The sequence below is a fragment of the Latilactobacillus graminis DSM 20719 genome (genome assembly GCF_001436415.1).
Taxonomy (GTDB): Bacteria; Bacillota; Bacilli; order Lactobacillales; family Lactobacillaceae; genus Latilactobacillus; species Latilactobacillus graminis.
This window is the reverse complement of record NZ_AYZB01000058.1, coordinates 260,686-285,493: the sequence shown is the minus strand read 5'-3', so window position 1 is coordinate 285,493 and position 24,808 is coordinate 260,686. Positions and strand designations below refer to the sequence as shown.

The 24,808-nt window shown below is 38.8% G+C and carries 30 protein-coding genes, 1 tRNA gene, 1 other RNA gene and 2 pseudogenes; 6 read left to right on the top strand and 28 right to left on the bottom strand.

The features are described 5' to 3' along the window. From FC90_RS09525 to FC90_RS08480, 3 genes and pseudogenes are all read left to right on the top strand, one after another. Positions 1–105 (top strand): annotated as a pseudogene (locus FC90_RS09525) (UDP-glucose 4-epimerase GalE); the annotation flags it as partial. A gap of 110 nt (positions 106–215) precedes the next feature. Further along, entirely contained in the window at positions 216–581 is a 366-nt protein-coding gene (locus FC90_RS08485; RefSeq protein WP_057908804.1) for a DUF1304 domain-containing protein, read from the top strand. A gap of 13 nt (positions 582–594) precedes the next feature. Beyond that, positions 595–921 carry a heavy metal-binding domain-containing protein gene (locus FC90_RS08480; RefSeq protein WP_057908803.1) on the top strand — a complete coding sequence of 109 codons (327 nt, stop codon included), beginning with the start codon at positions 595–597 and terminating at the stop codon, positions 919–921. A gap of 160 nt (positions 922–1,081) precedes the next feature. Here FC90_RS08480 and FC90_RS08475 read toward each other — a convergent pair whose 3' ends face one another. Continuing rightward, positions 1,082–1,591, bottom strand: coding sequence for a DinB family protein (locus tag FC90_RS08475; RefSeq protein WP_057908802.1), 510 nt, complete (start codon positions 1,589–1,591; stop codon positions 1,082–1,084). A gap of 127 nt (positions 1,592–1,718) precedes the next feature. Between FC90_RS08475 and FC90_RS08470 the strand changes: the two genes are divergently transcribed. Beyond that, complete coding sequence (locus FC90_RS08470; RefSeq protein ID WP_057908801.1) at positions 1,719–1,913, top strand: hypothetical protein; 195 nt, start codon at positions 1,719–1,721, stop codon at positions 1,911–1,913. An 84-nt stretch (positions 1,914–1,997) separates the two neighbouring features. Here FC90_RS08470 and FC90_RS09650 read toward each other — a convergent pair. From FC90_RS09650 to FC90_RS08405, 15 genes and pseudogenes are all read right to left on the bottom strand, one after another. Then, positions 1,998–2,096, bottom strand: a pseudogene (locus tag FC90_RS09650) (transposase); the annotation flags it as partial. Between the two features lie 731 nt (positions 2,097–2,827). Continuing rightward, positions 2,828–4,666, bottom strand: a complete 1,839-nt coding sequence (gene lepA, locus FC90_RS08465) for a translation elongation factor 4 (protein ID WP_057908800.1) — start codon at positions 4,664–4,666, stop codon at positions 2,828–2,830. A gap of 269 nt (positions 4,667–4,935) precedes the next feature. Further along, positions 4,936–5,305, bottom strand: a transfer-messenger RNA (tmRNA) gene (ssrA, locus tag FC90_RS09125). A 53-nt stretch (positions 5,306–5,358) separates the two neighbouring features. After that, positions 5,359–5,811, bottom strand: coding sequence for a hypothetical protein (locus tag FC90_RS08460; RefSeq protein ID WP_057908799.1), 453 nt, complete (start codon positions 5,809–5,811; stop codon positions 5,359–5,361). 59 nt (positions 5,812–5,870) lie between these two features. Next, on the bottom strand, positions 5,871–7,064 hold the full coding sequence (locus tag FC90_RS08455) for an acetate/propionate family kinase (RefSeq protein ID WP_057908798.1): 1,194 nt from the start codon (positions 7,062–7,064) through the stop codon (positions 5,871–5,873). A 21-nt stretch (positions 7,065–7,085) separates the two neighbouring features. Further along, a complete protein-coding gene (locus tag FC90_RS08450) occupies positions 7,086–8,105 on the bottom strand; it encodes a class I SAM-dependent methyltransferase (RefSeq protein WP_226789480.1) in 1,020 nt (339 codons plus the stop codon). Positions 8,106–8,225: 120 nt separating this feature from the next. Continuing rightward, the gene (locus FC90_RS08445; protein WP_057908796.1) at positions 8,226–8,549 is read right to left on the bottom strand and encodes a hypothetical protein; all 324 of its coding nucleotides are present in this window, start codon (positions 8,547–8,549) and stop codon (positions 8,226–8,228) included. Further along, on the bottom strand, positions 8,527–9,012 hold the full coding sequence (locus tag FC90_RS08440) for a ComGF family competence protein (protein ID WP_162258691.1): 486 nt from the start codon (positions 9,010–9,012) through the stop codon (positions 8,527–8,529). The genes FC90_RS08445 and FC90_RS08440 overlap by 23 nt, the downstream gene beginning before the upstream one ends. Next, the gene (locus FC90_RS08435; RefSeq protein WP_057908794.1) at positions 8,978–9,283 is read right to left on the bottom strand and encodes a hypothetical protein; all 306 of its coding nucleotides are present in this window, start codon (positions 9,281–9,283) and stop codon (positions 8,978–8,980) included. The genes FC90_RS08440 and FC90_RS08435 overlap by 35 nt, the downstream gene beginning before the upstream one ends. Next, a complete protein-coding gene (locus tag FC90_RS08430) occupies positions 9,270–9,713 on the bottom strand; it encodes a type II secretion system protein (protein ID WP_162258690.1) in 444 nt (147 codons plus the stop codon). Before FC90_RS08430 ends, FC90_RS08435 begins: the two co-directional genes overlap by 14 nt. Further along, positions 9,694–9,999 carry a competence type IV pilus major pilin ComGC gene (gene comGC, locus FC90_RS08425; protein ID WP_057908792.1) on the bottom strand — a complete coding sequence of 102 codons (306 nt, stop codon included), beginning with the start codon at positions 9,997–9,999 and terminating at the stop codon, positions 9,694–9,696. Before comGC ends, FC90_RS08430 begins: the two co-directional genes overlap by 20 nt. After that, the gene (locus FC90_RS08420; RefSeq protein ID WP_057908791.1) at positions 9,996–10,997 is read right to left on the bottom strand and encodes a type II secretion system F family protein; all 1,002 of its coding nucleotides are present in this window, start codon (positions 10,995–10,997) and stop codon (positions 9,996–9,998) included. The genes comGC and FC90_RS08420 overlap by 4 nt, the downstream gene beginning before the upstream one ends. Continuing rightward, a complete protein-coding gene (comGA, locus tag FC90_RS08415) occupies positions 10,969–11,865 on the bottom strand; it encodes a competence type IV pilus ATPase ComGA (RefSeq protein ID WP_057908790.1) in 897 nt (298 codons plus the stop codon). Before comGA ends, FC90_RS08420 begins: the two co-directional genes overlap by 29 nt. Before the next feature lie 103 nt (positions 11,866–11,968). Beyond that, positions 11,969–12,700, bottom strand: coding sequence for a YebC/PmpR family DNA-binding transcriptional regulator (locus FC90_RS08410; protein WP_057908789.1), 732 nt, complete (start codon positions 12,698–12,700; stop codon positions 11,969–11,971). An 89-nt stretch (positions 12,701–12,789) separates the two neighbouring features. Beyond that, positions 12,790–13,290 carry a VanZ family protein gene (locus FC90_RS08405; protein WP_057908788.1) on the bottom strand — a complete coding sequence of 167 codons (501 nt, stop codon included), beginning with the start codon at positions 13,288–13,290 and terminating at the stop codon, positions 12,790–12,792. Between the two features lie 101 nt (positions 13,291–13,391). Here FC90_RS08405 and FC90_RS08400 point away from each other — a divergent pair, with 101 nt between their 5' ends. Continuing rightward, positions 13,392–13,769: a hypothetical protein gene (locus FC90_RS08400; protein ID WP_057908787.1), complete on the top strand. Its 378-nt coding sequence runs from the start codon at positions 13,392–13,394 to the stop codon at positions 13,767–13,769. A 51-nt stretch (positions 13,770–13,820) separates the two neighbouring features. Continuing rightward, positions 13,821–13,893: transfer RNA gene (locus FC90_RS08395), tRNA-Ala, on the top strand. Positions 13,894–14,300: 407 nt separating this feature from the next. Here FC90_RS08395 and FC90_RS08390 read toward each other — a convergent pair. From FC90_RS08390 to FC90_RS08335, 12 genes are all read right to left on the bottom strand, one after another. Further along, positions 14,301–15,203 carry a hypothetical protein gene (locus FC90_RS08390; RefSeq protein WP_057908786.1) on the bottom strand — a complete coding sequence of 301 codons (903 nt, stop codon included), beginning with the start codon at positions 15,201–15,203 and terminating at the stop codon, positions 14,301–14,303. Beyond that, positions 15,184–15,840, bottom strand: coding sequence for a helix-turn-helix domain-containing protein (locus FC90_RS08385; protein WP_057908785.1), 657 nt, complete (start codon positions 15,838–15,840; stop codon positions 15,184–15,186). The genes FC90_RS08390 and FC90_RS08385 overlap by 20 nt, the downstream gene beginning before the upstream one ends. 9 nt (positions 15,841–15,849) lie before the next feature. Continuing rightward, positions 15,850–16,617 (bottom strand): accessory Sec system protein Asp2, encoded by a 768-nt coding sequence (locus FC90_RS08380; RefSeq protein ID WP_057908784.1) that lies wholly within the window; start codon positions 16,615–16,617, stop codon positions 15,850–15,852. Further along, positions 16,568–17,995 (bottom strand): O-antigen ligase family protein, encoded by a 1,428-nt coding sequence (locus FC90_RS08375; RefSeq protein ID WP_057908783.1) that lies wholly within the window; start codon positions 17,993–17,995, stop codon positions 16,568–16,570. Before FC90_RS08375 ends, FC90_RS08380 begins: the two co-directional genes overlap by 50 nt. Continuing rightward, positions 17,985–18,629: a P-loop NTPase family protein gene (locus tag FC90_RS08370; protein ID WP_057908782.1), complete on the bottom strand. Its 645-nt coding sequence runs from the start codon at positions 18,627–18,629 to the stop codon at positions 17,985–17,987. Before FC90_RS08370 ends, FC90_RS08375 begins: the two co-directional genes overlap by 11 nt. Positions 18,630–18,647: 18 nt before the next feature. Then, positions 18,648–19,307 carry a YveK family protein gene (locus FC90_RS08365; RefSeq protein ID WP_057908781.1) on the bottom strand — a complete coding sequence of 220 codons (660 nt, stop codon included), beginning with the start codon at positions 19,305–19,307 and terminating at the stop codon, positions 18,648–18,650. 13 nt (positions 19,308–19,320) lie between these two features. Further along, positions 19,321–20,457 (bottom strand): glycosyltransferase family 4 protein, encoded by a 1,137-nt coding sequence (locus tag FC90_RS08360; protein WP_057908780.1) that lies wholly within the window; start codon positions 20,455–20,457, stop codon positions 19,321–19,323. Further along, complete coding sequence (locus tag FC90_RS08355) at positions 20,447–21,676, bottom strand: glycosyltransferase (RefSeq protein ID WP_057908779.1); 1,230 nt, start codon at positions 21,674–21,676, stop codon at positions 20,447–20,449. Before FC90_RS08355 ends, FC90_RS08360 begins: the two co-directional genes overlap by 11 nt. A gap of 192 nt (positions 21,677–21,868) precedes the next feature. Further along, complete coding sequence (locus FC90_RS08350) at positions 21,869–22,066, bottom strand: hypothetical protein (RefSeq protein WP_057908778.1); 198 nt, start codon at positions 22,064–22,066, stop codon at positions 21,869–21,871. After that, entirely contained in the window at positions 22,063–23,562 is a 1,500-nt protein-coding gene (gene murJ / locus FC90_RS08345; protein WP_057908777.1) for a murein biosynthesis integral membrane protein MurJ, read from the bottom strand. The genes FC90_RS08350 and murJ overlap by 4 nt, the downstream gene beginning before the upstream one ends. Continuing rightward, complete coding sequence (locus tag FC90_RS08340) at positions 23,559–24,251, bottom strand: acetyltransferase (protein WP_083482039.1); 693 nt, start codon at positions 24,249–24,251, stop codon at positions 23,559–23,561. The genes murJ and FC90_RS08340 overlap by 4 nt, the downstream gene beginning before the upstream one ends. Next, the gene (locus FC90_RS08335) at positions 24,208–24,807 is read right to left on the bottom strand and encodes a sugar transferase (RefSeq protein ID WP_057908775.1); all 600 of its coding nucleotides are present in this window, start codon (positions 24,805–24,807) and stop codon (positions 24,208–24,210) included. Before FC90_RS08335 ends, FC90_RS08340 begins: the two co-directional genes overlap by 44 nt. Position 24,808 lies beyond the last annotated feature (1 nt).

Genomic DNA, 24,808 nt, shown 5'->3' with positions numbered 1-24,808 from the left:
GAAATGCTCGGTTGGACCCCTGAATATGACAATATGGAAGCAATTATTGAAACCGCCTGGAATTGGCACTTAAATCATCCTGACGGGTATACCGACCGTAATTAATGAGGCTATATCGACACGCCAGATATCATCTGGCGTGTTTTTTGATTACCTAATTTGGACGAATCATGCTGTTTTTGTTACAATGAAGCCACTACTGAGGAGGATTACCTATGCGCACACTAATTGTAACATTATCTTATTTAATCGCCATCGAACATATTGGTATCATGGGCCTGGAAATGTTTGGTGACGACCAAACCAAAGCAAAAGCCTTTGACATGCCCTTGAATTTTGTCAAATTGCCAAACGCCCGGGTAGCACTTGCCAACCAAGGTATTTATAATGGGATGTTGGGGGCTGTAATTATTATGGTTAATCTTCTATTGGCCGGTCAAACACTTAATATAGTGCTCGCATTATTGATGCTTTACATCTTCATTGTTGCCCTTTATGGCACATTTACCGCAACCAAGAAAATTTTCTTTTTACAAGGTTTACCGGCTTTAATCACATTATTGTTAATCCTATTCTTCTAAAGGAGCTTTAATTATGACAAATCCAATTCTCATCACTACGACCGAAACCATTCCCGGCAAACATTATGAAGTGCTCGGTGAAGTATTTGGTCTAACCACTCAATCCAAGAACGTCTTCAAAAACATTGGCGCATCATTGAAAAATGTCGTCGGTGGCGAAATCAAAGCTTACACCGAAATGATGACTGAATCACGCGATGTCGCAATCGACCGACTGCGGCAAAACGCACTTGCTATGGGGGCTGATGCAGTTGTGATGATGCGCTTTGATTCTGGTGCCATCGGAACAGATATGCAATCAGTTGCTGCTTATGGCACCGCAGTTAAATATTACGATTAATAAAAAAAGGCTCACCTTGCGAGATTCCTAAAATAGTATTTAAATTTCTTTTCTAGATAGCATATGATTGAGCATCCATGATGCAATGTTCTGTATTGATTTCTGCCAATCAACTGAAAGAGCGCCGCTGAAAACAGATAATTTTCGGCAACGCTCTTATTTATTTTCCAATCACTATTCTTCTAGTATAAACAGCTTGTCCAGAATGCATAATTGCATCATCAACAATTGAAACTAATCGTGCTTCACGAGTAACTGCCGGTGTCCAATCTTCATCAATAATATCCGTTAAGGCATCTGCAGTGATTTCCGCCAGATAATCGGTTGTCAATTGCATTGCATCGGCCAAATAACCAACTAACAAAGCTTTATCAGCAACTACTACTTTCGCTGCCTCTTTTGGTGAATGTGACCAGTCTTGAGTATCATCTGGCAAATCTAGCGCGAATTTTTGCGTCCATCCAGCACTCAACCACAATGGCTTAGTTCCCTTTAAATCAGCAATCTGATAATCCAATTCACGAGCAGTATGCCATACCAACCAGGTAACTGATTTAATTAACGGCTGCGGCATTGTATTGGCCGCTTCGACTGTCATTGGGGCGAGTGTCTCCAATAAGCGCTCTTGCGCACGTATGACCGTTTTACTTAATAAGTGAGTTGCTTGCATCTTGTCATCCTCCATTTTCACTTTACTCCGGTCATTATAGCACTTCCATTTGATTAATCACTGTTTTCGCTTGGTGATTTCTTTGCTATACTGCTTCTTAGGACTATTCATTAAAAGGAGTCTCACCATGTCAACTGGTCAATATTTAGTGCTATCATGCATTGTGCTCGTCGCAGCCGTCGGCGTTTTAAGCTCATCGATTATCTTATTAATCGCTCAACAAAAAAAGGACCGTCACCTGCAGAAAAAATCCAATATTCTCTTCTGGGTCAGTATCATCCTGTTAATGATTTTCTTAAAGATCATTAGCCTGCTTCAATAGCTAAAAAAACAGTTTTCTGGGTTGTAAAAATTTGGTGTTTAACCGGAATTTTACAACCTGGTTTTGTTTTAATTCTTGAAAAATTACAATATAAAAAAAACTCTCTATTGATGCATTATCTAAACAAGTTGCTTTGCGAGACATACTCTGAGTCAAGGTATTTTCATTCAAACACTTTTGATAATCTGATGTTGATACAAGATTCCTTGATTGGCTGTGTAGGCTAGCTTTAATATTACTTGGCGATTTCATAAGTAACTGATTGATACATAATTGGTGAAGTTCGAATATCGTATGCCAATACTTCTTTACTGTACAAATCAATTATTGCTGCTAAATATATTTTAGTCCCTAGTATATTGATCTGAGTAACATCTCCCTGATGTTGCAAGTGATAATAAGAAGTCTTTCTATTTAAATTTACGTAGCTAAGTAAGCCTTCTAAAGAATATTTACGCCTTAACGATTGCACGACATTAGCTAATTCTTTATTTGTTTGTTTAGTATCGCTAAGGCCGCTAGTTTTTTGAAACAGCTAGTTTCATCCTTGTTAAATGAAGATCTTGCTTTAATTTTATCAGCCACTGGTAAACGGAACTAGGTACTAGTCCAAACCTTGCAGCAGTTGTATGAAAGCTTAAATTATTTAATTCAATTATATATAGGCTTTGCCCGGTTGAGCAATAAGGATTCTATGCTATGAAGGCTCACTCGATAGATTCAACTTCTGATAGCATTTCGATCAATATCATACTTTTTTCAAGTTTTCGGGAGCTAGTTGTTTTAGATGGGTATTCGGATACAATAGTTTTCTTTAATTCAAAAGAGTATTTAGACACAAAAAGGACCCCGAGAAAGTTAGATAACATCAAACTTTCTTGGGGTCCTTTAAGGTCATTTCAAGTACGTCTTTTTTATTTACCTTTAGTATCTTCATCATTCATCTTCAAAATGGACATGAAGGCTTCTTGTGGAACCTCTACTGATCCCACAGATTTCATTCGTTTCTTACCGGCTTTTTGCTTTTCTAATAACTTACGTTTTCGGGTAATATCTCCGCCATAACACTTGGCAAGCACGTTTTTTCGAAAGGCTTTAACTGTTGAACGGGCTATTACCTTATTACCAATGGCCGCTTGGATTGGCACTTCAAATTGTTGACGCGGAATAGTCTCTTTCAACTTGCTAACAATTGCTTTGCCCCGTTCAAAGGCAAAATCACGGTGCACAATGAAGCTCAAGGCATCGACGGATTCGCCGTTCAATAGAATATCCATCTTCACAAGATCACTTGGTCGATAACCTGTTACTTCATAATCGAATGAGGCGTAGCCCTTCGTATTTGATTTCAAGTCATCAAAGAAATCAAAAATGATTTCAGATAATGGCATATTATAGATAACATTAACCCGATAAGTATCTAAATAATCCATGGTAACGAACTCGCCCCGCTTGCGTTGCGCCAATTCCATGACGGCCCCAACGTAATCGTTGGGAACCATGATAGAGGCTTTAACATACGGTTCTTTAACCTCAGAAATATTTGATGTTTCTGGCATTTCTGATGGGTTATCAATTACGACTTCAGTTCCATCGGTTAAATCAACATGATAATCTACTGATGGTGCGGTCATGATTAAATCAAGGTTGAATTCCCGTTCTAACCGTTCTTGAACCACATCCATGTGTAACAGCCCTAAGAAACCACATCGGAACCCAAAGCCCAACGCTTGTGAAGATTCAGGCTCAAATTCTAAGGCCGCATCGTTTAATTGTAATTTTTCCAAGGCTTCGCGTAAGTCATTAAACTTCGCGTTATCCACGGGATACATCCCAGAATAAACCATTGGTTGAATGTGTCGGTAACCATCAAGGGCTTTTGCTGCTGGATTGTCAGCAAGTGTCACAGTATCCCCAACACGCGTATCTTGAATCGTCTTGATGCTGGCCGTAATGTACCCCACATCGCCAACCATTAAGAAGTCCCGTTTAACGGCTTTGGGCGACATCACACCGACTTCAGTGACTTCGAATTCTTTCCCATTATTCATTAAACGAATCTTATCGCCAACTTTAACCATTCCGTCAAAGACACGTACATTTAACACAACACCGCGATAACTATCGTAGATTGAATCGAAAATGAGCGCCTTCAATGGGGCCTTTAAATCACCAGTTGGGGCTGGCACGTCGGTTACCAGTTTTTCTAAGATTTCTTCAATGCCAATCCCACTCTTAGCGCTAGCCAGCACGGCTTCTGAAGCATCCAAGCCAATCATTTCTTCAATCTCTGCTTTAACAACGTCTGGTTGTGCGGACGGTAAATCAATTTTATTGATGACCGGCACGATTTCTAAATCATCATCAATTGCCAAGTATACATTGGCTAACGTTTGCGCTTCAACCCCTTGGGCCGCATCAACAACTAATAAAGCCCCTTCGCAAGCTGCTAAACTCCGTGACACTTCGTACGAAAAATCCACATGTCCTGGCGTATCAATTAGATGAAAAATATATGTTTCACCATCTTGAGCTTGATAATGTAATTCCACCGCGTTTAATTTAATGGTAATCCCACGCTCACGCTCTAATTCCATATCATCTAAGACTTGCGCTTGCATGTCGCGCTTGGCAATCGTATCCGTCATCTCAAGAATTCGATCAGCTAATGTTGATTTACCATGATCAATATGCGCGATGATCGAAAAGTTACGAATGTGTTTTTGCCGATCTAACATTTCTGCGTAATCCATTTATTGTCCCTACTTCCTCTAACTATCCTTTAAATTATAACAAGCCTGCTCCGTAAAAGCGAACGCATTTACTGGTCCCCATAAGAAAGACATTTAAAATACTTACTATGCAGTGAACGCCTCGAGTTGCAAAATCTAACTCAAGGCGTTCATTGCATTTGTCACAATCCGCTTTTGTTTTTTAGAGAAAATAAAAACGATTAACATCGTTACGGTAATGTTAATCGTCCTGGTTAAACAACAATTAATATTGCTTAACGTTTGTTATTTAATGGAGCCGGCGGGGGTTGAACCCGCGTCCATGCGCATCGCCACGTCAATCTCTACACTCATAGTCGCACAATTTAGAAGTTCGCTAGTCCAAAACGCCGTCCGACAAAGGCTCGGATGAACTAGCTAGTTTGTAAATCTCTTTTAAACATCTCAAACGGCAGTGTTTAACGTAACCCAATTAATTTGAGACCCGGATCTAACCCTTGGGTGAAGTCAGGCGGATCACGCTATGCTGGTGTTTAGGCAGCTACAGCGTAAGAATTGTTATTGTTTGCAGTTATAATAAACTGTAACGTTATTAACGTAGACGTAACCTACGAAGTGCAATTCACGCTCACCTACACATGTCGAATCCGTAACGGCCCCGATATGCAAATACTAGTTTAGCATATCAGCCAGTAATATGAAAGACTTTAACCCTATTTCACCACTAAGCGTTTCTTAGGAAACCGGTCTTTTAAAAAGGTTTGTAATTTTTCTACTGTCGTTTTAAAGCGCAACTTGGCAATCCGAATTTCACCGACATAAAAACAAGCTTCGACTAAGTCACCTTGCGTTAGTAATTCAATCTTAGAAATCGCTGCAAATTGACGAATAGTATTTAAGTTTGCAATCAAACTTGTTTTGGTTAAACCACGGGGCCAAAAAGCAATCACAATTAAAATTACAACCGAGCCGATACCTGTGATTTGATCGCTGAGCGTTCTGCCCATCACTAACGTTAAACCTAGTAAGAGGACTCCAGCACAACATAAAAAAATCGTCCATAGTCGATTCCGTTTTGCGCGCCAAACCATTTTCGTTTCAACAATCAGCCAGATAATGAGCAAGGCAATTGCCAATAAGCCATAAAATAATGTAAAACCTGTCATATTCCCATTCCCTCCACTAAAAAATGACCAGCCATACGCTGGTCATTTTAACTGATGCCTTAGACGTGGCCAATTTCAACAACGTCTCTGGCAATCATTACTTCTTCATTAGTTGGTACTAACAATACTTTAACGCGAGAATCGTCAGCACTGATGACGCGTTCTTGAGCCATTACATTATTGCGTTCTGGATCAACTTTAACGCCAAAGAAACTCAAGCGATCGGCAATGCGTTGGCGCATTAAGATGTCACCTTCACCCATGCCGGCTGTAATCACTAAGACATCAAGCCCCCCCATAATTGCAACGTATGAACCAACATACTTGATTAAACGGTTAACGAAGATATCAATTGCTAATTGTGATTCTGGTCGTTCTTCACGCGTTTTTTCAAGATCGCGCATATCAGGAGATAATCCAGAAATCCCATAAATACCTGATTTAGTATTCAAAATATCGATCATTTCTGCTGGATCTTTAATATTTAATTTTTCCATTAAAAATGCAACGAGTGATGCGTCAATATCCCCTGAACGCGTACTCATTGTCACCCCTGCAAGTGGTGTAAAGCCCATGGATGTATCCAACGATTTACCGTCTTTAATCGCGGTCACTGAAACACCACTACCAAGATGCATGGTGATCATCTTTAATTCTTCCAATGGTTTGCCTAATATTTCAGCAGCACGGTGGGAAACATAACGATGACTGGTCCCATGGGCCCCATATTTTCGTGCCCCATACTTACGGTAATATTCGAGTGGGAGACTGTAAAGATAATTTTCCGCCGGCATCGTTGTGTGAAAAGAGGTATCAAAAACTGCAACCTGTGGTACATCTGGTAAGATACTGCGAAATGCCCGAATGACCCCTGCTTCCGCTGGATTATGCAACGGTGCATATTCTGAAAGTTCCTCAATTCGATTTAATGATTGATCGTCAATCAATACCGAAGTCTTGAAATCTTCACCACCGGCAACAACCCGATGGCCAATCCCACTAATTTCATGATAGTTACTGATAATCTTAAATTCAATTAACTTTTCCAATAACAGATTAACCGCAACATCTTGGGTCTTAATGTCTTGGGTTATTGAAAATTTTTGCCCGCTACCATATTTAACGGTAAAAACCGAATCCGATAAACCGAGCCGATCAACCATCCCTTGGGCAATAACTTGTTCTTCAGGCATGATAAATAGCTTCCATTTAAGCGTAGAACTACCAGCATTAATTGCTAATACTTTTGTCATTCAATCACCTTTTCCATTCGATTATTGTAAGTTTTCTTTTTGCCAAGTCCGAATTTTCTGTAGATACGTTGCAAATGCCTTTTGATCATTAGAATTGGGGAACTCACCTAATAAAACTTGTTGGGCTTGTCTAGCATCAGAACCTTGTTTTTGAAGTACTAAAATCGCCTTTTGACCCGCTTTAGTCTTAAATAAGTTCGTTGGCAAACTCAAGAGCCCCTGTAAATAGACGTGCTTTGTCACCCATTTAATCAATTGCTTAGCTTCGTCCGTTTCCAAAATAACATTGGGGACTAAGAAAAAGCCATAACCACCATCTTTCACATAATGCATCGTTTGTTCAATCAGTAAATGATGGGCAAATGAATGACCCTTAACTGCATGCGTCTCAAAATCGGCAGCCCGTTCATCAATCGGATAAAATCCAATGGGTAAATCAGCCACTGCAATATCCACCGGTTTGATTAACAAGGGATCCAGCGCATCTTGGTGAAAGAAGGTTGCCTTATGCTTTTGCAACTCACTACTAATGCCTGCAATTTCCAACAGACTATCGTCATTATCCACACCAAAACCTTGAACCGAATTGCCAGTTAATTTCTGAATATGATTAATGACCGTTGCTAATAAATTCCCAGTCCCAACAACTGGGTCCAAAACAGTCTTAATTTGATTGGCACCACCGAAAACCTCTGCCAAATAGGCCACTAAATAGCCAATCGCATCCGGCGTCATCTGTTTATTTGGTTCTACTTTAACTTGACGTAGGCCCTTAAGCGTTGCCAGTTGTAATGCTTGGCGGATCTCTTCTGCATCAAATTGACTTAACTTAACCGCCGCATATAATGGTTCTAATTGGGCAATGGTCTGAACATCAGGTAGTCCTGCTTCAACTTTAACCCGACCACCATCCGCAATATTCGCAATTGTCTCGGTGAGTGCGTCCAAATAAGTTGTTTCTAAATTCTTTTCAATTAATTGTGCTGTTTGGTCTAATTGATCAAACAACGTTTCTACAGCACTCTTAGGCAAAATAGCCACCTACCTCTATTCATTAGATTCCTGTTATATTCTAGCGGTATTCTAATAGCAAAGCAAGTCATACAGGTGGTTATATCTAGCATTATAAATCACGGTAAGCGCTTTATCAAATGGTAAATCTTATAATTGATCTATTTCATACTCATCTGGAAACTGTTTCTGATAGCCGTTCCTTAATTCAATGATGATTTGTTTATGTTGGTGGTCAATCCGACTCTTGCCGGTATTGGCCCGAATTCCGTTAATCGGCTTTTTTTGTCGTTCCTGAAGCGTCAATTTAAGTAGCGTTTGTACTTGATAATAATTGCTTAGGCTTAGGTAACTACGTTGCTGTTGTTGATAACTATTAGTTATAATCAACAAAGCACTCGTCACTAAGCTTAACATCAAAACTGCATTCAACAACGCCACTGCCGGCTTTTTAGTTAGACTTTTTTGTTTCATGGTACGCCTCCAAAAAACATTCATGTTGATAAACGGCACCATCCCTTAAGTGAATTTCGAGTTGTATGAATGGTTCATGGTACGTCATTTTTAAACGTGTTACCCCATCTAACAAGGGCATGTAACCATTATCAGCACTCGAAACAACTAACTCTTTTTTGACTTTCGTCACGGTATACCTCCGTTTTGATTGTTTAACAATTGTTAATTGCTGTCCATACCCTACATATTCAAGCGACGCAAATTTTGCATCATCCAAGAAGCGATCAAGCTCAATCATACTGATGTGCCAATTGATATTTTGCCGTTCCATTTGCGTCAACTGGGTCGTCTGTCTCAATGTCTTGACTGTCGCTAATAGTAATTGACTGCTTAAAATAAGAATGGTCAAAGCCACAACCATTTCAATTAATGTAAAACCTGATCGTTTAGTAACAATGCCATTTAACCGCAACTTGCTCACCTGTTTCACTCGTGACATTAATTGTCTGGTTTTTAATTGCTACTTGATACGTTTGTCGGTGCAATTGCCATTGCGTTTGATCGGGTAGATGATGTACCAAACGATTAGCAGTCATGGCAATCACTGCTTGTTCAGCAGTATTCGTTCGTCGGCATACCTGATGTGCTTTAAACTGGCTCAGACTTGTCGTTAAAATGAATACTCCGACTATTAAAAGCCCTAACGCTACTGTTTGTTCAATTAATAAAAAAGCCGGTCTACGTCTTAACATGTAGCATCCCCCACATCATCTGGACCCGGTACTCATACCGATGGCCATCAATTTTAGACTGACAAATTAGCGTCTGTGGTTTTGTTCCTGAGTCATGATTGAATTTGATATTAAACCAAGCATTCGGATTCACACAGATAAGTGTTACTGGAATCGGAACATTCATATTCCGATATTGTGGATCAGCACTTGTATAACGCAAGGTATGCTCAGCTTGATTCCAAGATAAGCGTACATTGTGTGGCTCTACGGCAACATACTCCCGGGTCGCATGCCAGGTGGCTTCAAATCGTTCAAAGAACAATCGTTCAGCCTGTCGTGCTCGATAGTTATGCATTTGTTGCATCGCAAATAAACTGATTAAGCCGATAATAAATAAGACGACACAGGTTTCAATTAAGGTGAATGCCTTATTTTGAATTTTTAACAACTTCATGTCCTTTGATCGTTATCCCCCGTTTTTCTGCATGTTCAACTTGCCGTTCACTTAAATAATGACCCGCAGCCAAATCTTTCAAACTAGCAGCCGGCTGATTATCTTCTTCAGCCAATTCTACTTGTGTTTGAATGGTTGCAATAAGTGCAGTGTCTGTCTTATTTTCAGCACTACTTCTTTGGGACATTAAATTAGGGGCAATTAACAATACTAGGAGCGATATCACAGCTAGTACGACAACCATTTCAATTAATGTAAAAGCATTTCTTTTCTTCTTCATGAAATTCCCTCCATTGTATGATACAGCGGCAACAAAATACTGAGATACGTACAAATTATGATGATTCCAATTAAGATAAACAACAAAGGTTGCAACCAATTTACCTTCTGTTTAAGTTGTTGCTGAAGCTGATCGTATTTCAAAGCAGCCAGGAAAGTAACTTCTTTTGCCATCTGTTGTAGTGAACTTCCCTTTGCGATTACTAAGCGCAATTCAGCGGGATAAAAAGCTTGCGTCATTAAAGCGTTGAGTAACGTCCCCCCTTGGTTTAAGGTTGCTTCAAGTTGGCTCATTAATTCAACTAGCCATGAAGTTTTGTTTAATTGCTGTGCTAGTTGATTTATTGCGGCTAAATTTAAACCATTCGTCAAACAAGTTGCTAAATCAAAAAGTAGACAATATTGATAATAAGCTTGTAATGACTTACCAATAAATGGCCATTTAAAAGCAGTCGTCAATCGTTTTAATCGTGGTTGGCGATGCCAGTAAATTAAATAGCAACCTAGCGATCCACTAATGATCAAAATTAATAAGCCAATGAGCCTAAAAAATATTTGTAATAGTGATGGTCCAGTAGTAGTCGGATTAAATTGACTAATTTCTGGAAAAAGGTAGACCTGCATAATTCCAATTAGTGCCCCCAAAAAGAGGAGTAGAAAACACGGATAAGCGATGACTCCCATTAATTCTTTACGTCGCTTTTGTTGAATCTGCTGCAATTGCCCAAGATGTAATAAACACGCGCCTAGATTCCCTTGCAACTCTGTTAATTCAATTTGGGCAACAAGGTGCGCTGGAAATGCTACAGTTGCTAAACTCGGTGCTAATCGTTGGCCGGCTTCCAAACTAGTTTGGACTTGTTTAAACCACGTTGTTTTTTCTGGAAAAACGACCGGCATAAACCCGATTGCTTGTTGTAAAGAAAATCCATTTTGCAGTAGTTGACCTAGTAATAACATGAACGCGGTATTAAATTGAACCGTTAACCGTGGTTTCACATGTCTCCTCCTCCAATTGTTGACCTGTTGCCAATTCATAATGTGCCGCGACCTTTTGACCATCTACCACCAGTGATTGATAAGCAACACCAACTAGACACGCCATTAATTGCGCCCGGCTAATACCTAAATCCAATAGCCGATCAATTACCCCAATCGTACTCCGTGCATGAATTGTGCTTAAGACTAGATGGCCGCTTAAGGCAGCTGAAATAGCATGCTGCGCGGTCTGCAAATCACGAATTTCACCAATAATTAAAGTATCAGGGCGTAAGCGCAGACTAATTTTCAACAATGCCGCATAACTTAAACCAGCGGCCTCATTCACTTGTAGCTGTAAAAACGCTGGCTGTTGAATTTCAATGGGGTCTTCAATCGCAACAACCATCTTATCTGCCATCACCTGTTCGGCTAAATAATATAGGCTAGTCGTTTTCCCTGAACCAGTAGGACCCGCAAAAAGCAATAACCCTGGCTGCTGAATCAACCGATTTAAGTGTGTTAAAATCTGTGAATCATCACAATGATAAGTTGTGCCGATGGGATAAATAAACCGTACCACGAGACTTTCCCGATTTAAAAAATCGCCAACCGTTGCTAACCGTAAATAAATAATTGCCTTTTCGACTGTTAAAGACATCCGGCCAGTTTGTGGGCGACGTGTCTCACTAATGTCCATCCCAGCTTGATATTTCAGCTGATTGAGCCATTGATGCCCCTCAGATTCCGTTACAGTTTGTAGTGTCTGCAACCTAGTGGCCAAGCGCGCAATAACTACCCACCCAGTCGGTATCGGGCGAAAATAGAGATCCTGTGCTTTTTCTTGCACACATTTTTGCAAAAGTACTGTTAGTGTCTCATTGGTCATCTCTACACCTCCTTTCTAACTAACCAAAGATACGCAAAGTACCAAATATTTTTTGCAAAAAAAGAAACGTTGCAATTAATTGCAACGTTTCTTCTTAAACAGATTAATCTTCGTCCGGAAGTTCCCCAGCCGTATAAACCTCTTGAACATCGTCATTGTCTTCCAAAGCATCAACTAAATGTTGAAATTGTTCTACTTTTTCTGGATCAACTGGTGTCGTATTTTGTGGAATCATCGTTAATTCAGCATTCGCCAATGTGTATTTCTTTTCAAGAATATCACGGACATTTGCTAATTCCTTAGGATCTGTATAGATTTCAAATACATCATCGGCAGTTTGTAAATCATCTGCACCGGCTTCTAAAATATCTTCAAACATCTGATCTTCGTCAACATCTAGCCCTTCACGAGCAATCGCAATATAACCGCGACGATCAAACATGTAAGCCACTGAACCAGCAGCTCCCATTGTACCGCCATTTCGTGTAAATGCAACACGCACGTCAGAACTGGTCCGATTCTTATTATCTGTTAATGCATGTACTAAGACTGCCACACCACCTGGTGCATAACCTTCATAAGTAATTTCATCGTAGTTCGCGCCATCACTACCGTCAGCCTTATCAAGGGCCCGTTTGATATTATCTTTAGGCATGTTAGCCGAACGTGCTTTATCCATAATTAAACGTAATGCGGCGTTAGAACTTGGGTCAGGACCACCACTTCTCGCAGCCATGAAAAGCTCACGGGATAGTTTTTGGAAAATCTTGCCGCGCTTTGCATCTTGTGCGTTTTTACGGCCCTGAATATTATGCCATTTTGAATGTCCTGACATATCTAACTCCTCTTTTCGATTATAGAATTCTGGAACTAAGTCGTTTTCTATGATAGCAAATTAACCGGCTAAAAGCAATGGTAGTCAGGCTATCGTCTCTTTTTTAACTTAAAAATCCACAATAGTGCGCAAACAATCACAATCCCAGTCAATGCACCAATACTGTCTAACATGACATCTTGAAAAAGCGGTGTCCGATCACCAGTTAACATCTGATGAAACTCATCAAACGCCGCATAACCAGTGGTTGCTAACCAACTGAAAACAAACGTTAACCCACTCCCAATCACCCGGGGCCGTAATCCTAAGTAGCTAAAGACGGCTAATAAGCAATAGGTGCCAAAATGAGCACCTTTCCGGATAAAAAATTCAACAAATTTAAAATAACCGGCTGCTTTCACACTTTGTTGGCTGCCTGCATAATGAAATGAAAATTGACTTAACCAATCTTTAAACGGTTCATTTTTCAATAAGCGTGCCAAGGTTGGGACAGATGTTTGTTCATGGTATGTCATCGACGAGCTATAAAATAAAATTGCAATCATTACCAACGCACCAACTAAGAACCAGTCACTTTTACGTTTAACCATTATTAACCTCCGAAAAACTAATATTTTTATTATACCAAAGTAACTAGTTGTCGCACACATGATTATTCGCTATACTAATTTGAAGGAAGAAGGAAAATATCATGCCTGATCATGAACGCTTTTACCAACCACAAACCGTCAAAGACGCGATGCGTTTCGTTCAAAAACTATTCAATCAGTATAACCAAGCGCCATTAACAGAAGAACTGATTGCTTACCATCAAAAATTATTATCTTATCTCACTAATGATCTCACAAGTGAGATACAAGCACAGAACAATCCTGAACAAGCGCCAAAACTAACTGAAATGATTGAAACGATGCAAAATTGGTTAAAGATTCGCCTTAGCGGTCAACCCTATGCCGGTAAAATGCAACATTTCAAATTCGTCGCTGATCATCAAAAAACCGTTTTTAAAACCCGTACTCTTAAAGGTGGTCAAAAAGCAAAACAGCTTAGAACGTCAGCGCGCCATTAATGTCACTTGCTATTTTTACCAAAAGTGATAAAATACTTTCTGTGAGCATTTGGGCCCGTAGCTCAGTTGGGAGAGCGCCTGCTTCGCATGTAGGAGGTCGCCAGTTCGAATCTGGTCGGGTCCATCAACAGTCTTAAATCATTGATATAAGTTCAAAAAAAGACATCAAAATTAATTTTGGTGTCTTTTTTGGTATGATTAAAATTAAACATTTTTATACGATCTAGCTAAAAATATTAGCAATTATAATTATCCCTGTTATTAAATTTTTTAACATAGCGCCATTAACTGAAATCATAATCCTTTCCTTTTTAGCTGTAACGGCGATAGTACTGAATCGATCACATATTTCCCCACAGGCTTCTATTATTTTTTAAACATAGCCGAAACTAAATAATAATTGAAAACAAGCTTGTTTGTATAATGTAGTGCCTTAATAGCACTATCCGCAATACAATTATCAAGACTATTTTTTAAGCCGTTAGGTTTAATAGTTTCACATTTACATATAGTAGCTTGCTGTTGCTATTACTAATCTCCGCTAGCCAGGTCATTGTCACGATGTAGCAGCTCTTCACTTAACTGATTAATCTTATTGACTAGATGATTAATCATTTTAGTGTTTAATGGAAAGTCAATAAAAAAAACGGGGGGTTTTTCCGAATAACTTCTGGTATAGCTTTCAAAAAATATTCGATTTGTAATAATCAAATCATACTGTTGATTCGTATCGAAACTGGAAGAAAACTGAATTCGAATATTTGTTTTCCGTCTAATTTCTTCTTGAATCACATATTTTACCGACAAAAAACTATCCTGAAAAATACCAATTTTTAAGGATTTTTCATATTTTTTAATCGGTAAATAATAATTTAAAATTGGCAGCGATTGAATTAAAATCATCGTCAGTACTTGGTCTGCATCCAAGAACAACTCATTATGGGCCAATACTTGATTGATAATTTGCGAAAAAGCTAACACAAAATCCGGATAATCACGGCAGTATTGTTCTAAGCGATTGCAGCCCGAATCATCATTGTCTTCCACTAAAAAACCCGATAACGTAATTGTGCGCATTAATGCATAATAAATTTTAGGTTGATTAAGTAACTCTTTTTCATTGGGATAAGTGACCATTAATTGCTCAATGATCCGCTGAGCTAAATAATAGGGTTGAAAATGGATCCGCCGATAATCAGTTAGTTCATGTCCAATTGCAAAATCACTTTTATAAGGAAACAAAATGGTACTCATTAATATTGTAAAATAGACACTTTCACGGATAGCTATTTCGTTTTCAACACTGAATCCCAACGAGACATTTGCCCGAACTTCTTGATAAATACCGATTTTTGGAAACTGACTTAAATCAAAATTGGTAAAATTAACTTCTATGAAATGATGTTGTTTGATTCTAGTTTTGAAACACGGCATTATAATATGCCGCTCCTACCAGTTCAACTGGGTTTACTCTAGATTTTAAAGCTTGATCAATCTTGAAGACTTCATCTACAATAGTCTGCTGTCGTAATTTGCTAAAGGGCCATTTCACATCACGATATGTATCATAAAAGAAATGGTAAAAAAAATGGCGTAATTGTTTTTCAGGTCCAATCAGTTTTGCTTGACTGATGTTCAACGCTAATTGAAATTTAATAAGATAGGGTTTAATCCGATTTAGCTTACGTGTTAGCGTCGCTAGACTTAAATAATGATTCAAACAATACTCAACTGTTGAAAGTTGATTTTCCTCAAACAACGTTTTTATAAAATCAAAAGCTATCGATTGCTCTAAATAATTAATTAACAAAGATTGTTCGGAGATTAAGCCACTAGTCAGCCGATAGCCTGGCTGGCGATGTTCAATCGTCGCTTCCTGTGGTTGATAGATAGCAGCCAAATCCTGGTTTAGGCTGGTAACTATTGCAGGTAAGGTCTTAATACTACAGCCAATTTCCGTAGCTAATACACGACCATCTTGCCACTCATTACCAATTTCCAGCAAATGCTTCAGCAAGTGGAATTTACGCGCATCTTTTGATTCTAAGAATAATAATATTGACTCTTTCAATGACGTCCCTCACTTCTTTTTTGTTCCTAGTTGCAACGATAATAAACTAGTTTGTAGATAACGTGGAAAATAATGGCGAACCGCTTGATGATCATTATAATGTGCTACGTTTAAATTAAGCGGTTGCTCTTTTTTGGTTAGTAATTCGATCAAAGTTTGAATATGTTCATGGTACGTGTGTTCTTGATCCGAATAATGTAAATAAATCATCTTTAACGTCGGAGTCTGCGTAATTAAATCCGGTAATAAATGATTTAAAAAATCAATACTTGATTGACAACTATTCCCCATAACACCTTCCAGAATTGGCTTTTTTAAAGGTTGATCAGATAAGTAATTGCCTAAATAATACTGTGGTGCCCCAGCAATCACACATTCAGCCCCCATCAAATGTCCATAATACAAGGCAGCGTACCCACCTTTACTAGAACCAACACAAATCAAACGTTGAGTTCCGACTTGTATTTTAATATCCCTAATTAATTCCTGAACCATTGAACGCAAAGTAAAATCACCATTATTTGCTAGATAGTAAGTCCCACGCTTTTGTGCTCCGAAACGATCTAAAATATAAAGACGATGCGCCGGGATACCTTCTAGCGTTTTTAAATAGTTATAGGTTGCTTCATAACCGGTTCGCGGGAAAGCACTAAAAATAACAATTAATGGCGCATTAACCGCACTCGTTTTTTTTAGAATGTAATGTAATTTTAACTGTTTTCTTTTCTTAGTCCGACTTTGCATCTGAAAATAATACCGCATTAACATTTTTTTCATGACTTATCTCACTTTTTATAGTTTGCTGATTCATTAAAAGCGCCAACCCTAAGCTAAACGCTATCCAGAGTGTTCTCATCTCCAAAATACTGCTACTGCCCACTGAAGCACTAAAGAAACAGATTAATATTAGACAAGGCACACTCGCCAAGTAATCTGTGGTAGATTGCATTAATTTAATGGCTTGATACGTGTAATACGCTAAGAGCAAGCTAATCCCTAATACTCCCAAAACACCGGTCTCAAAGAAAACAGCCAACACAAAATTATGCATCCCCATACTTTGCTGGTTAAATTCGGGTAAATTCATATAGCCTTTCAATAAATAATAGACATGGCGTAACGAGCTGCCAGCACCATATCCATAAGGCTTTTCTAAAATCGCAAAAAATGCATACCGATAGATGCGCATTCGTTCATGTGTTGAATTCATTTTTCCCATAAATGTATTTTGTAACTTCAACAATAACAGACTAATCATGCTCAAATGGCCCCGCACCAACTGTAAAATAGCGACACAACTCGCTAGCAAAAGGGTTATCAAACGCATTTTTAATGAAACAATATGCCCCATTAACACTAATGTCACTAAGACCAATGCCACAAAACCACTGCGGGAGCTGGTCTGAATGATTAAAAAAAATAACGTAAGCCAGATACTAGTTACTTTCAGACTCAGTAATCGCTGGTTTTTTCCCCGGCCAATTCTGGTTAATTGCGGGATCAGCCAAATCACATAGTATAAAACAAGAAAGACCGCAAAATCATTGGTATTAACAAGCATCCCCGTGGGCCGCATATCATAGCTTGAAGCGTATGCTTTGGAGAAACGCAAATGCTGTCCTAAGATGTATTCAAAAATTAGACTATAGCTCAAAATAATGAAGTAATTCAGGCCCAGATAATGGGCAAACCGTCTAACACGGTCTAATGTATTTAAATAATAAATTGAAAAACATATGAAATAACTAATTTCAAATTCATAATATAAAGCGAGTAACGTGGTGTGGGGAAAATCACTCCATGATAAACTCAATACTGAAGTACCAACCCAAATACCTAAACCAATCAGCGGGATTTTCCCCTGATGTATAAGTTGCATATGCTTTTGGTGGCACAAGAAATAAATGAGATGTAGCGGCATCATCAAACGAAATAAAAATAATGGTTCCCACCCTGGAAGCGCAAGATACGGGCCCCAAAAAGCAGCCTGAACGCTTAATAAATACCAGCTAAAACCTGACATTTCCAAAGGCCAGCGATGTAAGATTAGCGATACTCCCCAAACTCCTAATATCAGTCCGGCAAATAGTGGCTGAAACATCCCCAATAAAATAACCCCAGCTGCTAAAAAAGCCACATTGATGTTACTTTTCATTAAGAATCGCTCCAACAAAGTTAATTTTATTACGTCTTAGTTCTTGGTTGAGCTGTTGCACATGATTACGCTCAGTTTTTCCTTTTTCAACAATCAAAACCGCAGCATCCAGATTCTCCAATATATAATGATTCATATAAAATTGTTGAGCATTAACTTGAATCAAGATGACATCAAATTGCTGCCGGTATTTCGTTAATATTGTAGACAACTGATTCGCATTCAAATTAAGCCGTTCAGTGTCAATCTGCGTCCCAATTGGTAGCAACGATAAAGCACTGTTTATTTGATACAATGGACTATCGTCACGATGCGGATAAATCAAGGCGTCACTAAGCCCCCACTTATTTTGTAATTGGAAGAATTGAGTCACTTTCGCGTTCTCCCAATCAGCATCAATTAATAGTGTCCGTTGCTCTTTTTGCTGGATAATTTGCGCAAATTGATTCAGAAAACTAGCAATCGCGATTGCATTGTCAAATAGAAAAAAAGTGATAATGGAACAGACCTTTTTCTTAGCAGCCGGTTGTCTCAATTGCCGATAAAGTTCTAGATAAATCAGTTGATCTTCTTCTAATTTGCTACTTGACTTGCGTTGACGGGTCCGTCGCATCAATTTAGAGTCTTTTATCATGCTAAGCCCTCCTAAATGCTATATTTTTTGGCGTCCTAAATAAGTAATCCCTAAACTGGTTAAATCTGCCTTAAAATCAATTTTTTGATTGCCTAAACTAATTGTTACAACATATAACAGACTGACTAATAACCCAATCAGCCCCGCCATGACAATTGATTCAACTGCCGACGCTCTTTGTGGTTCGGATGATTGTTCAATAATTGAAATCGCAACGTTCGGAAATAACTTGGGAATTTCATGTTTCACGACTTTAACCATTGCCGCGCTCACCAATGCCGTCTGGTGGGCATGTTCACTGGTATAATTAATATCAATGATTAATGAATTATTATTCGAAGTGACATTAGTCCTTTTTTGGATATCCTCAATAGATAAATGTTTAATTTTTACCTCTTGGCGAACCAGTTTGATCATCTTACTGCTCTTAATGATTTCAGAATAAGTATTCATCAACTGAATATTGGTTTTTAAATCATCAGTTGATAATCCCTGACCGGTTTGTTTAGCCTGTAAATTAACTAATATCCGTCCTTCAGATGTATATGCTGGTTTTTGAATTTGGGTTTTTAGTAAAAAGGTCCCACCGATTGACACAATGATAATCAGCAATACGATAATTAACTTTTGTTGCAAATTCTTAATTAGTTTTGCAATGAACAACTGCTCGTTTAGCAATTTGGGTCCTCCTTTATCTGTTATCCTGATAAATTGCCAATAATTTTTGTGCTTCGGATTCCCAATTAAAAACCTGTTCAAAGGCTTTTCGCCCAGTCTCACCATATTGTTTGCGGCGTTTGGGTGCTATCAGCATCGCTTTAATCAGATTAGCGACAACTTGTGCATCGTCCGGTTTAACAACAACCCCACATGGATATTGTTGAAATAAGCTTTTAAAATTTTGAAAATCACTAGCGACAATTGGTAAGCTGGCGGCCATATATTCAAAAAGCTTCGTTGAGACTGAATTAACATTATTCGGCGTTGGTGTCAGTAAACACAGACCAATATCTGCCGATTGATAAATCGCCTCCAACGCATCATAAGGTAATCGTCCGGTCAACTGGCAATTAGCGCCTAAATGCTTAGTGCTAATCAGCTTTGCCAAGCGCCGCTCATCATCATTAAGCGGACCGACTAATTTAAGTTGCACGTTAAGTGCCATTTGATTAACCAAAACATCCAATGCGTTCAACATGTTATCCAATCCTCTTTGAGCAGTTAATACGCCGACATACACAAGGATAAATGGCGCTTGTGGTTGTTTATCGCTAGGCTTGCGAGGCGTTTTTAGTGGATAATTTAAAACGTCCACTTTTTTTAGATTTAACGTTTGATAATACTGTTTATACGCGATTTCTGCGAAGATTACCGTGTGACAACTTTTCATTAGGCCTTTTTCAATTTTTGCAAAAAGTGATGCTGCTAATCGCCTTAATCCATGTGGTATCCAAGGCTTAGTTAAAATTGCAGCCGGTAAGTGTTCATGCATGTCATAAACAATATTTAATCGATCACCGAAACGCCACTTCAGTAACCACCCCACTACTAATAACTCTGGATCATGAATATGTAGCCAAGTCACTGGCTGTTGATCATAAGCGTGATACAATGTCCACCAATGCCGCCAACGCATGAACCGCCGCCGCTTTGGTAAATAGTGCATTTCAAGATTGACATCATCTGGCTTTGGACTTTTAAAATCTTGCGCATAAAATATAACTCGGTGGCCAGCCTGTGCTAACGACTGTGCTTCTTTAAAATAAATACGCGTATCTGTCCAAACATGCACAGCACTGATCATCATAATCGTTTGTTCATTTCGCATAACAGGTCCTCGCACTAAGTTCATCGTATAATTGTTGATTCAAGACACGGTTATTAAAATCAGTTTCAATTTTAAGTCTAGCAGCCTTACGGATTGGTTCGATTTGCGCCAGATTTGTGGCAATTATCTTTAGCTGATCAGCAGCCGCTTGATAATCATCGACGGGAACTAACCAACCGTTTTCCTCGGATTGAATCAGTTCGGGAATCCCACTATGATAAGTCGATAAAACTGGCTTAGCCTGCGCCATTGCTTCCATTAACACGACTGGAATTCCTTCCATATCACCTTGACCACTAATATGGCTCATTAAAATGACGACATCCGCTGCTTGAATTACTTTTTGCACAACAATTTGATCTTGTTCGCCCATAAAATAAACATAAGCATCTAGTTTCAGGGCATGAACTAAAGCATGTAGCTGTGCACTTAAAGCCCCCCCTCCGATAATCGTCAACTCAGCAGTTATGGCACGTTGTTTTAGCGCAGCTAAAGTTAAAATCGCTTGATCCATCCCCTTTTTTTCGACCAATCGACCGACCGTCACTAAGCTTAACGTTTTTGGTGACTTAATTATTGATTTTTCAGGTTTGATCTTTTCACAATCAATTCCCATATGATGCACCGCTAAACGTGCATCGGGAATCCCTAAATCTGATAGCTGTTTTTTAAAATAATGACTAATTGCTCGAATTTGACAATCCGACTGAACCAGAATCTGGTAGGGCTTATGCCCCCAACGTCGTCTGAAGGCCGTTAAATCATAGCCGTGAAAGAACGTATAATGCTGACTGTTTGGCCAAAAGCCCGCTTGTTTCATTTGTTCAACCACTACCCCATTGGGACCATAGTGGCTAATAATCACATCGTAAGATGGGTCTAAATTCCCCATCTTAGGGAGCAATGATAATGATCGGAGCGTTAAAGCATACCACCCATTTTTTAAAATATTTAATTGTTGCAGCGCTTGTTTTGGATGTTGTAAACAAATTTTGAGCCCAACTGCTAATCGCTTTAAATACGATTGTGGCAGATTCACGTAATGTACTTTTTCCAGTAAATGATACTGAGCCACTGTCGGATGATTCTCAATGTTATAGATTGGTTGAAAAGCTAGTATTTCAACATCCACACCAAGATCAATTAATCCGGTTATTTGATTTAAAATGAAGGTTTCTGATAATTTAGGGAATGATGAAACAACAAATAATATTTTCATAACACCACATTTTCTATTTTTTTTGATAGAGTTGACAATATTCTGCATAACTTAAGATGACCAATTCAAATTTATTGTTTCTAGTAACAAATTGTGGCGCCTTTTGAGCTTTATCATAAACGGCTTTCCAATTTTTTTGCACGGACGTTGCACTGATAATATTTCGCGGGTCAATTTTAACTGGCTGCATCGTTAAACCAACTCAAATTTATCTAATTCACCATTTAATACCAGAACTAAATCGGCATAAGAAATAATCACAATATCCATCTTACCTTTATCCATAATGAAGACTGGATTTTTTTTAACCTTTTTTTTAACCGTATTAAACATCTGATAAACCTCACGATTACTAATCAATTGCGCTGCTATAATTTTAGGCTCTTTCATTCAACTTTCCCCTCTCTAAAATACTGCCAGAAATACCGTCCCTGGCAACTTAGTGTTAAGCCACCGTACAATAACGCACCAATTATAACGAGACTTATCAAGCGTAAAAGCGGCGGTAGCGTTAACCAACCAGTACACTTTTTAACAACAATCATCATGATGCCACCGTTCAAAAAACTAATTAAGCTATGCTTAATCATCAATTTATGCGCATCCATTTGAGGTAACACACGTTTAATCTGCCATAGTCCTAAACTTACAGAAAAGCCAGCTGCAACTAATGGGGCACTCATCACGGCCACAATACCAAAGACTTTTGCACCAGCAATGACATAGATCATCTGTAAACTAATCGTTAATAATGAATTTTTAACCGGTGTTTTAGTGTCTTGAAGACTGTAAAAGGCGCGATAAATAAATTCACGAATCACAACTAACGGTAGGGATAAACTACCAAAACATAGAAATTGCCAAACCGCGTTTGTCGCCGATGCTGTAAAATTGCCCCTTTGAAACAATATTTGAATCAGCAAAGGCCCAACTACAATCGCCCCAAACGTAATTGGAATCACAATGGTATTTGTCAGAATAATGAAAAAAATTAATTTTTCCTGCCCTGCTTGCCGATCGTTTTGCATCGTTCGTGCTAACTCTGGATAAAGCATCGTTAAAATATTCGTTAAGATTAATGTTTGCATAATATTCAATATTTGATTGGCATAACTGTTAATCGAAACAAAACCGGTACCAAAAAAACGAATAATTACCGTTGGAATGAGTAATGAGATTTGATAAATAAATGAATTTAAAACCACCGGTCCAGTTAAGTTTAGGAGTTCTTTAACCCCGCGATGATGAATCGCAAAGTGCCATTTAAAATGAAACTTAGCTGCTTTTTTACGTGTACTCAGATACCCCCATTCAATCCAATAAGAGAGGGTTATCATCGCAGCTGCGAGCCTAATGGTCAGATAGTGATGCGCTAATTCCAAAGCGATTAAACTACTCACGGTGGCCAATATGGCCCCGACCTTAATCACCCCAAAGCGATTTTCAGTTTGGAAAATGGCTGTTTCTATACTTGTCAGTAGGCGCACATACTGTCCTAACGCTAGTACGAGCGATATTGAAAACATCATCGTTGCAAACAGGCTTTGACTGCTACTAAATTTGAAATACAAGTTTCCAACAATTAAATATCCGCTTAAAATAACCCCAACAACGGTACTCATCACGCTAATATAGCTATTAAAAATCAAACGATCTTCAGCGTTATCTTGCATTTGCGTTAAAAATGGGACAAAAACAGTCGCGACTGAGGCACCCAAAACATTAATTAAACATACCATTAACGTATTCGCCATATTAAAAGCATCCATTTGATTACTAACCCCAAATTGGGTCGCCATAATTGACGCGCGCACCAGGGTTAATGTTTGATTAAGCAACGTTAAAACAGTAACAATCCCAAATATTTTAACTAAATTCCCTTTCATGGCTGCCCGACAGCATTTAACCTTGGTTTAATGACACGAATTGGACTACCATATGCCACCACATTATCGGGTAAATCATGTAAAACCAATGAGTTAGCACCTACTAGCACATGCTGTCCGAGATGTAAGCACTGCACAATTGTTGCGCCGGCCCCAATGAAGCTTTCAGCACCGATTGTTACCCCACCACAAATAACCGCTTTCGGTGAAATTGAAGTAAAATCGCCAACTTGACTCTTATGTTCCACAATACTAGCTGAATTTAGAACAAGATGGTTCCCTAACTGAGCCCCGCTATTGACGATCGCATACGGCATGGCCAAAATCCCCTGTCCAACAGTGACGTTATCGGCTATGAAGGCTAGCGGATGAATCACATTCGCAAATTTTGAAAGTGGTAATTCATATCGAGTAATAAACGACTGCCGAATTGCGGGATCTCCAATCGCAAGCACAAAATAGATATCAGGTTGCGGTACTAACTCACTTAGATAACCAGGTGCGATATTCAATTTTCCATGATGAATATTTATGCCTTTGTAAGCATCATCACAAAAGCCAAGTACCTCATATTTATTTTGCTGTTGAGCGACTTGTTGAGCAACTTGGCCCAAGCCACCTCCGCCAATAATCATCAGCTTAGGTTTAGTCGTCATTCCCTGTAAAACGTGGCATATTGACATGTCCATCTTGTTTCACACCTTCCCTCACTAACACTTTATAGACTGTTAAGCCTAAAATTTTAATATCAAACCATATTGACCAGTAATCCACATAATAACAATCTAGTTTAAATTTTTGTTGCCAACTAATCGTATTTCGTCCGTTCACTTGTGCCCAACCAGTAATCCCAGGTTTAACCAATAAACGTCTTTTTTGTTGTCGATCATAAAGCGGTAAATAATCGACTTCCAATGGTCTGGGACCAACAAAACTCATTTGCCCGAATACGACGTTCAAAATCTGCGGTAACTCGTCGAGACTACTTGCTCGCAATATATTCCCCCAAAAACAAACACGCTTCTGATCCGGTAATAAAGCCCCGGTTTGATCAACTAAAGTTCGCATTGTCTTTAATTTATAAATTATAAAAAGATGGCCCTTTTGACCGGCACGATAACTTAAGAAAAAAGGATTTTCATGTAACCAAAGGATACTGATGATTGCCAAGATAGTAATCATCACTAAACAAATAGGCGCGATAACAATGCTTAACATTAGATCAAAAAACCGTTTACGATTCATG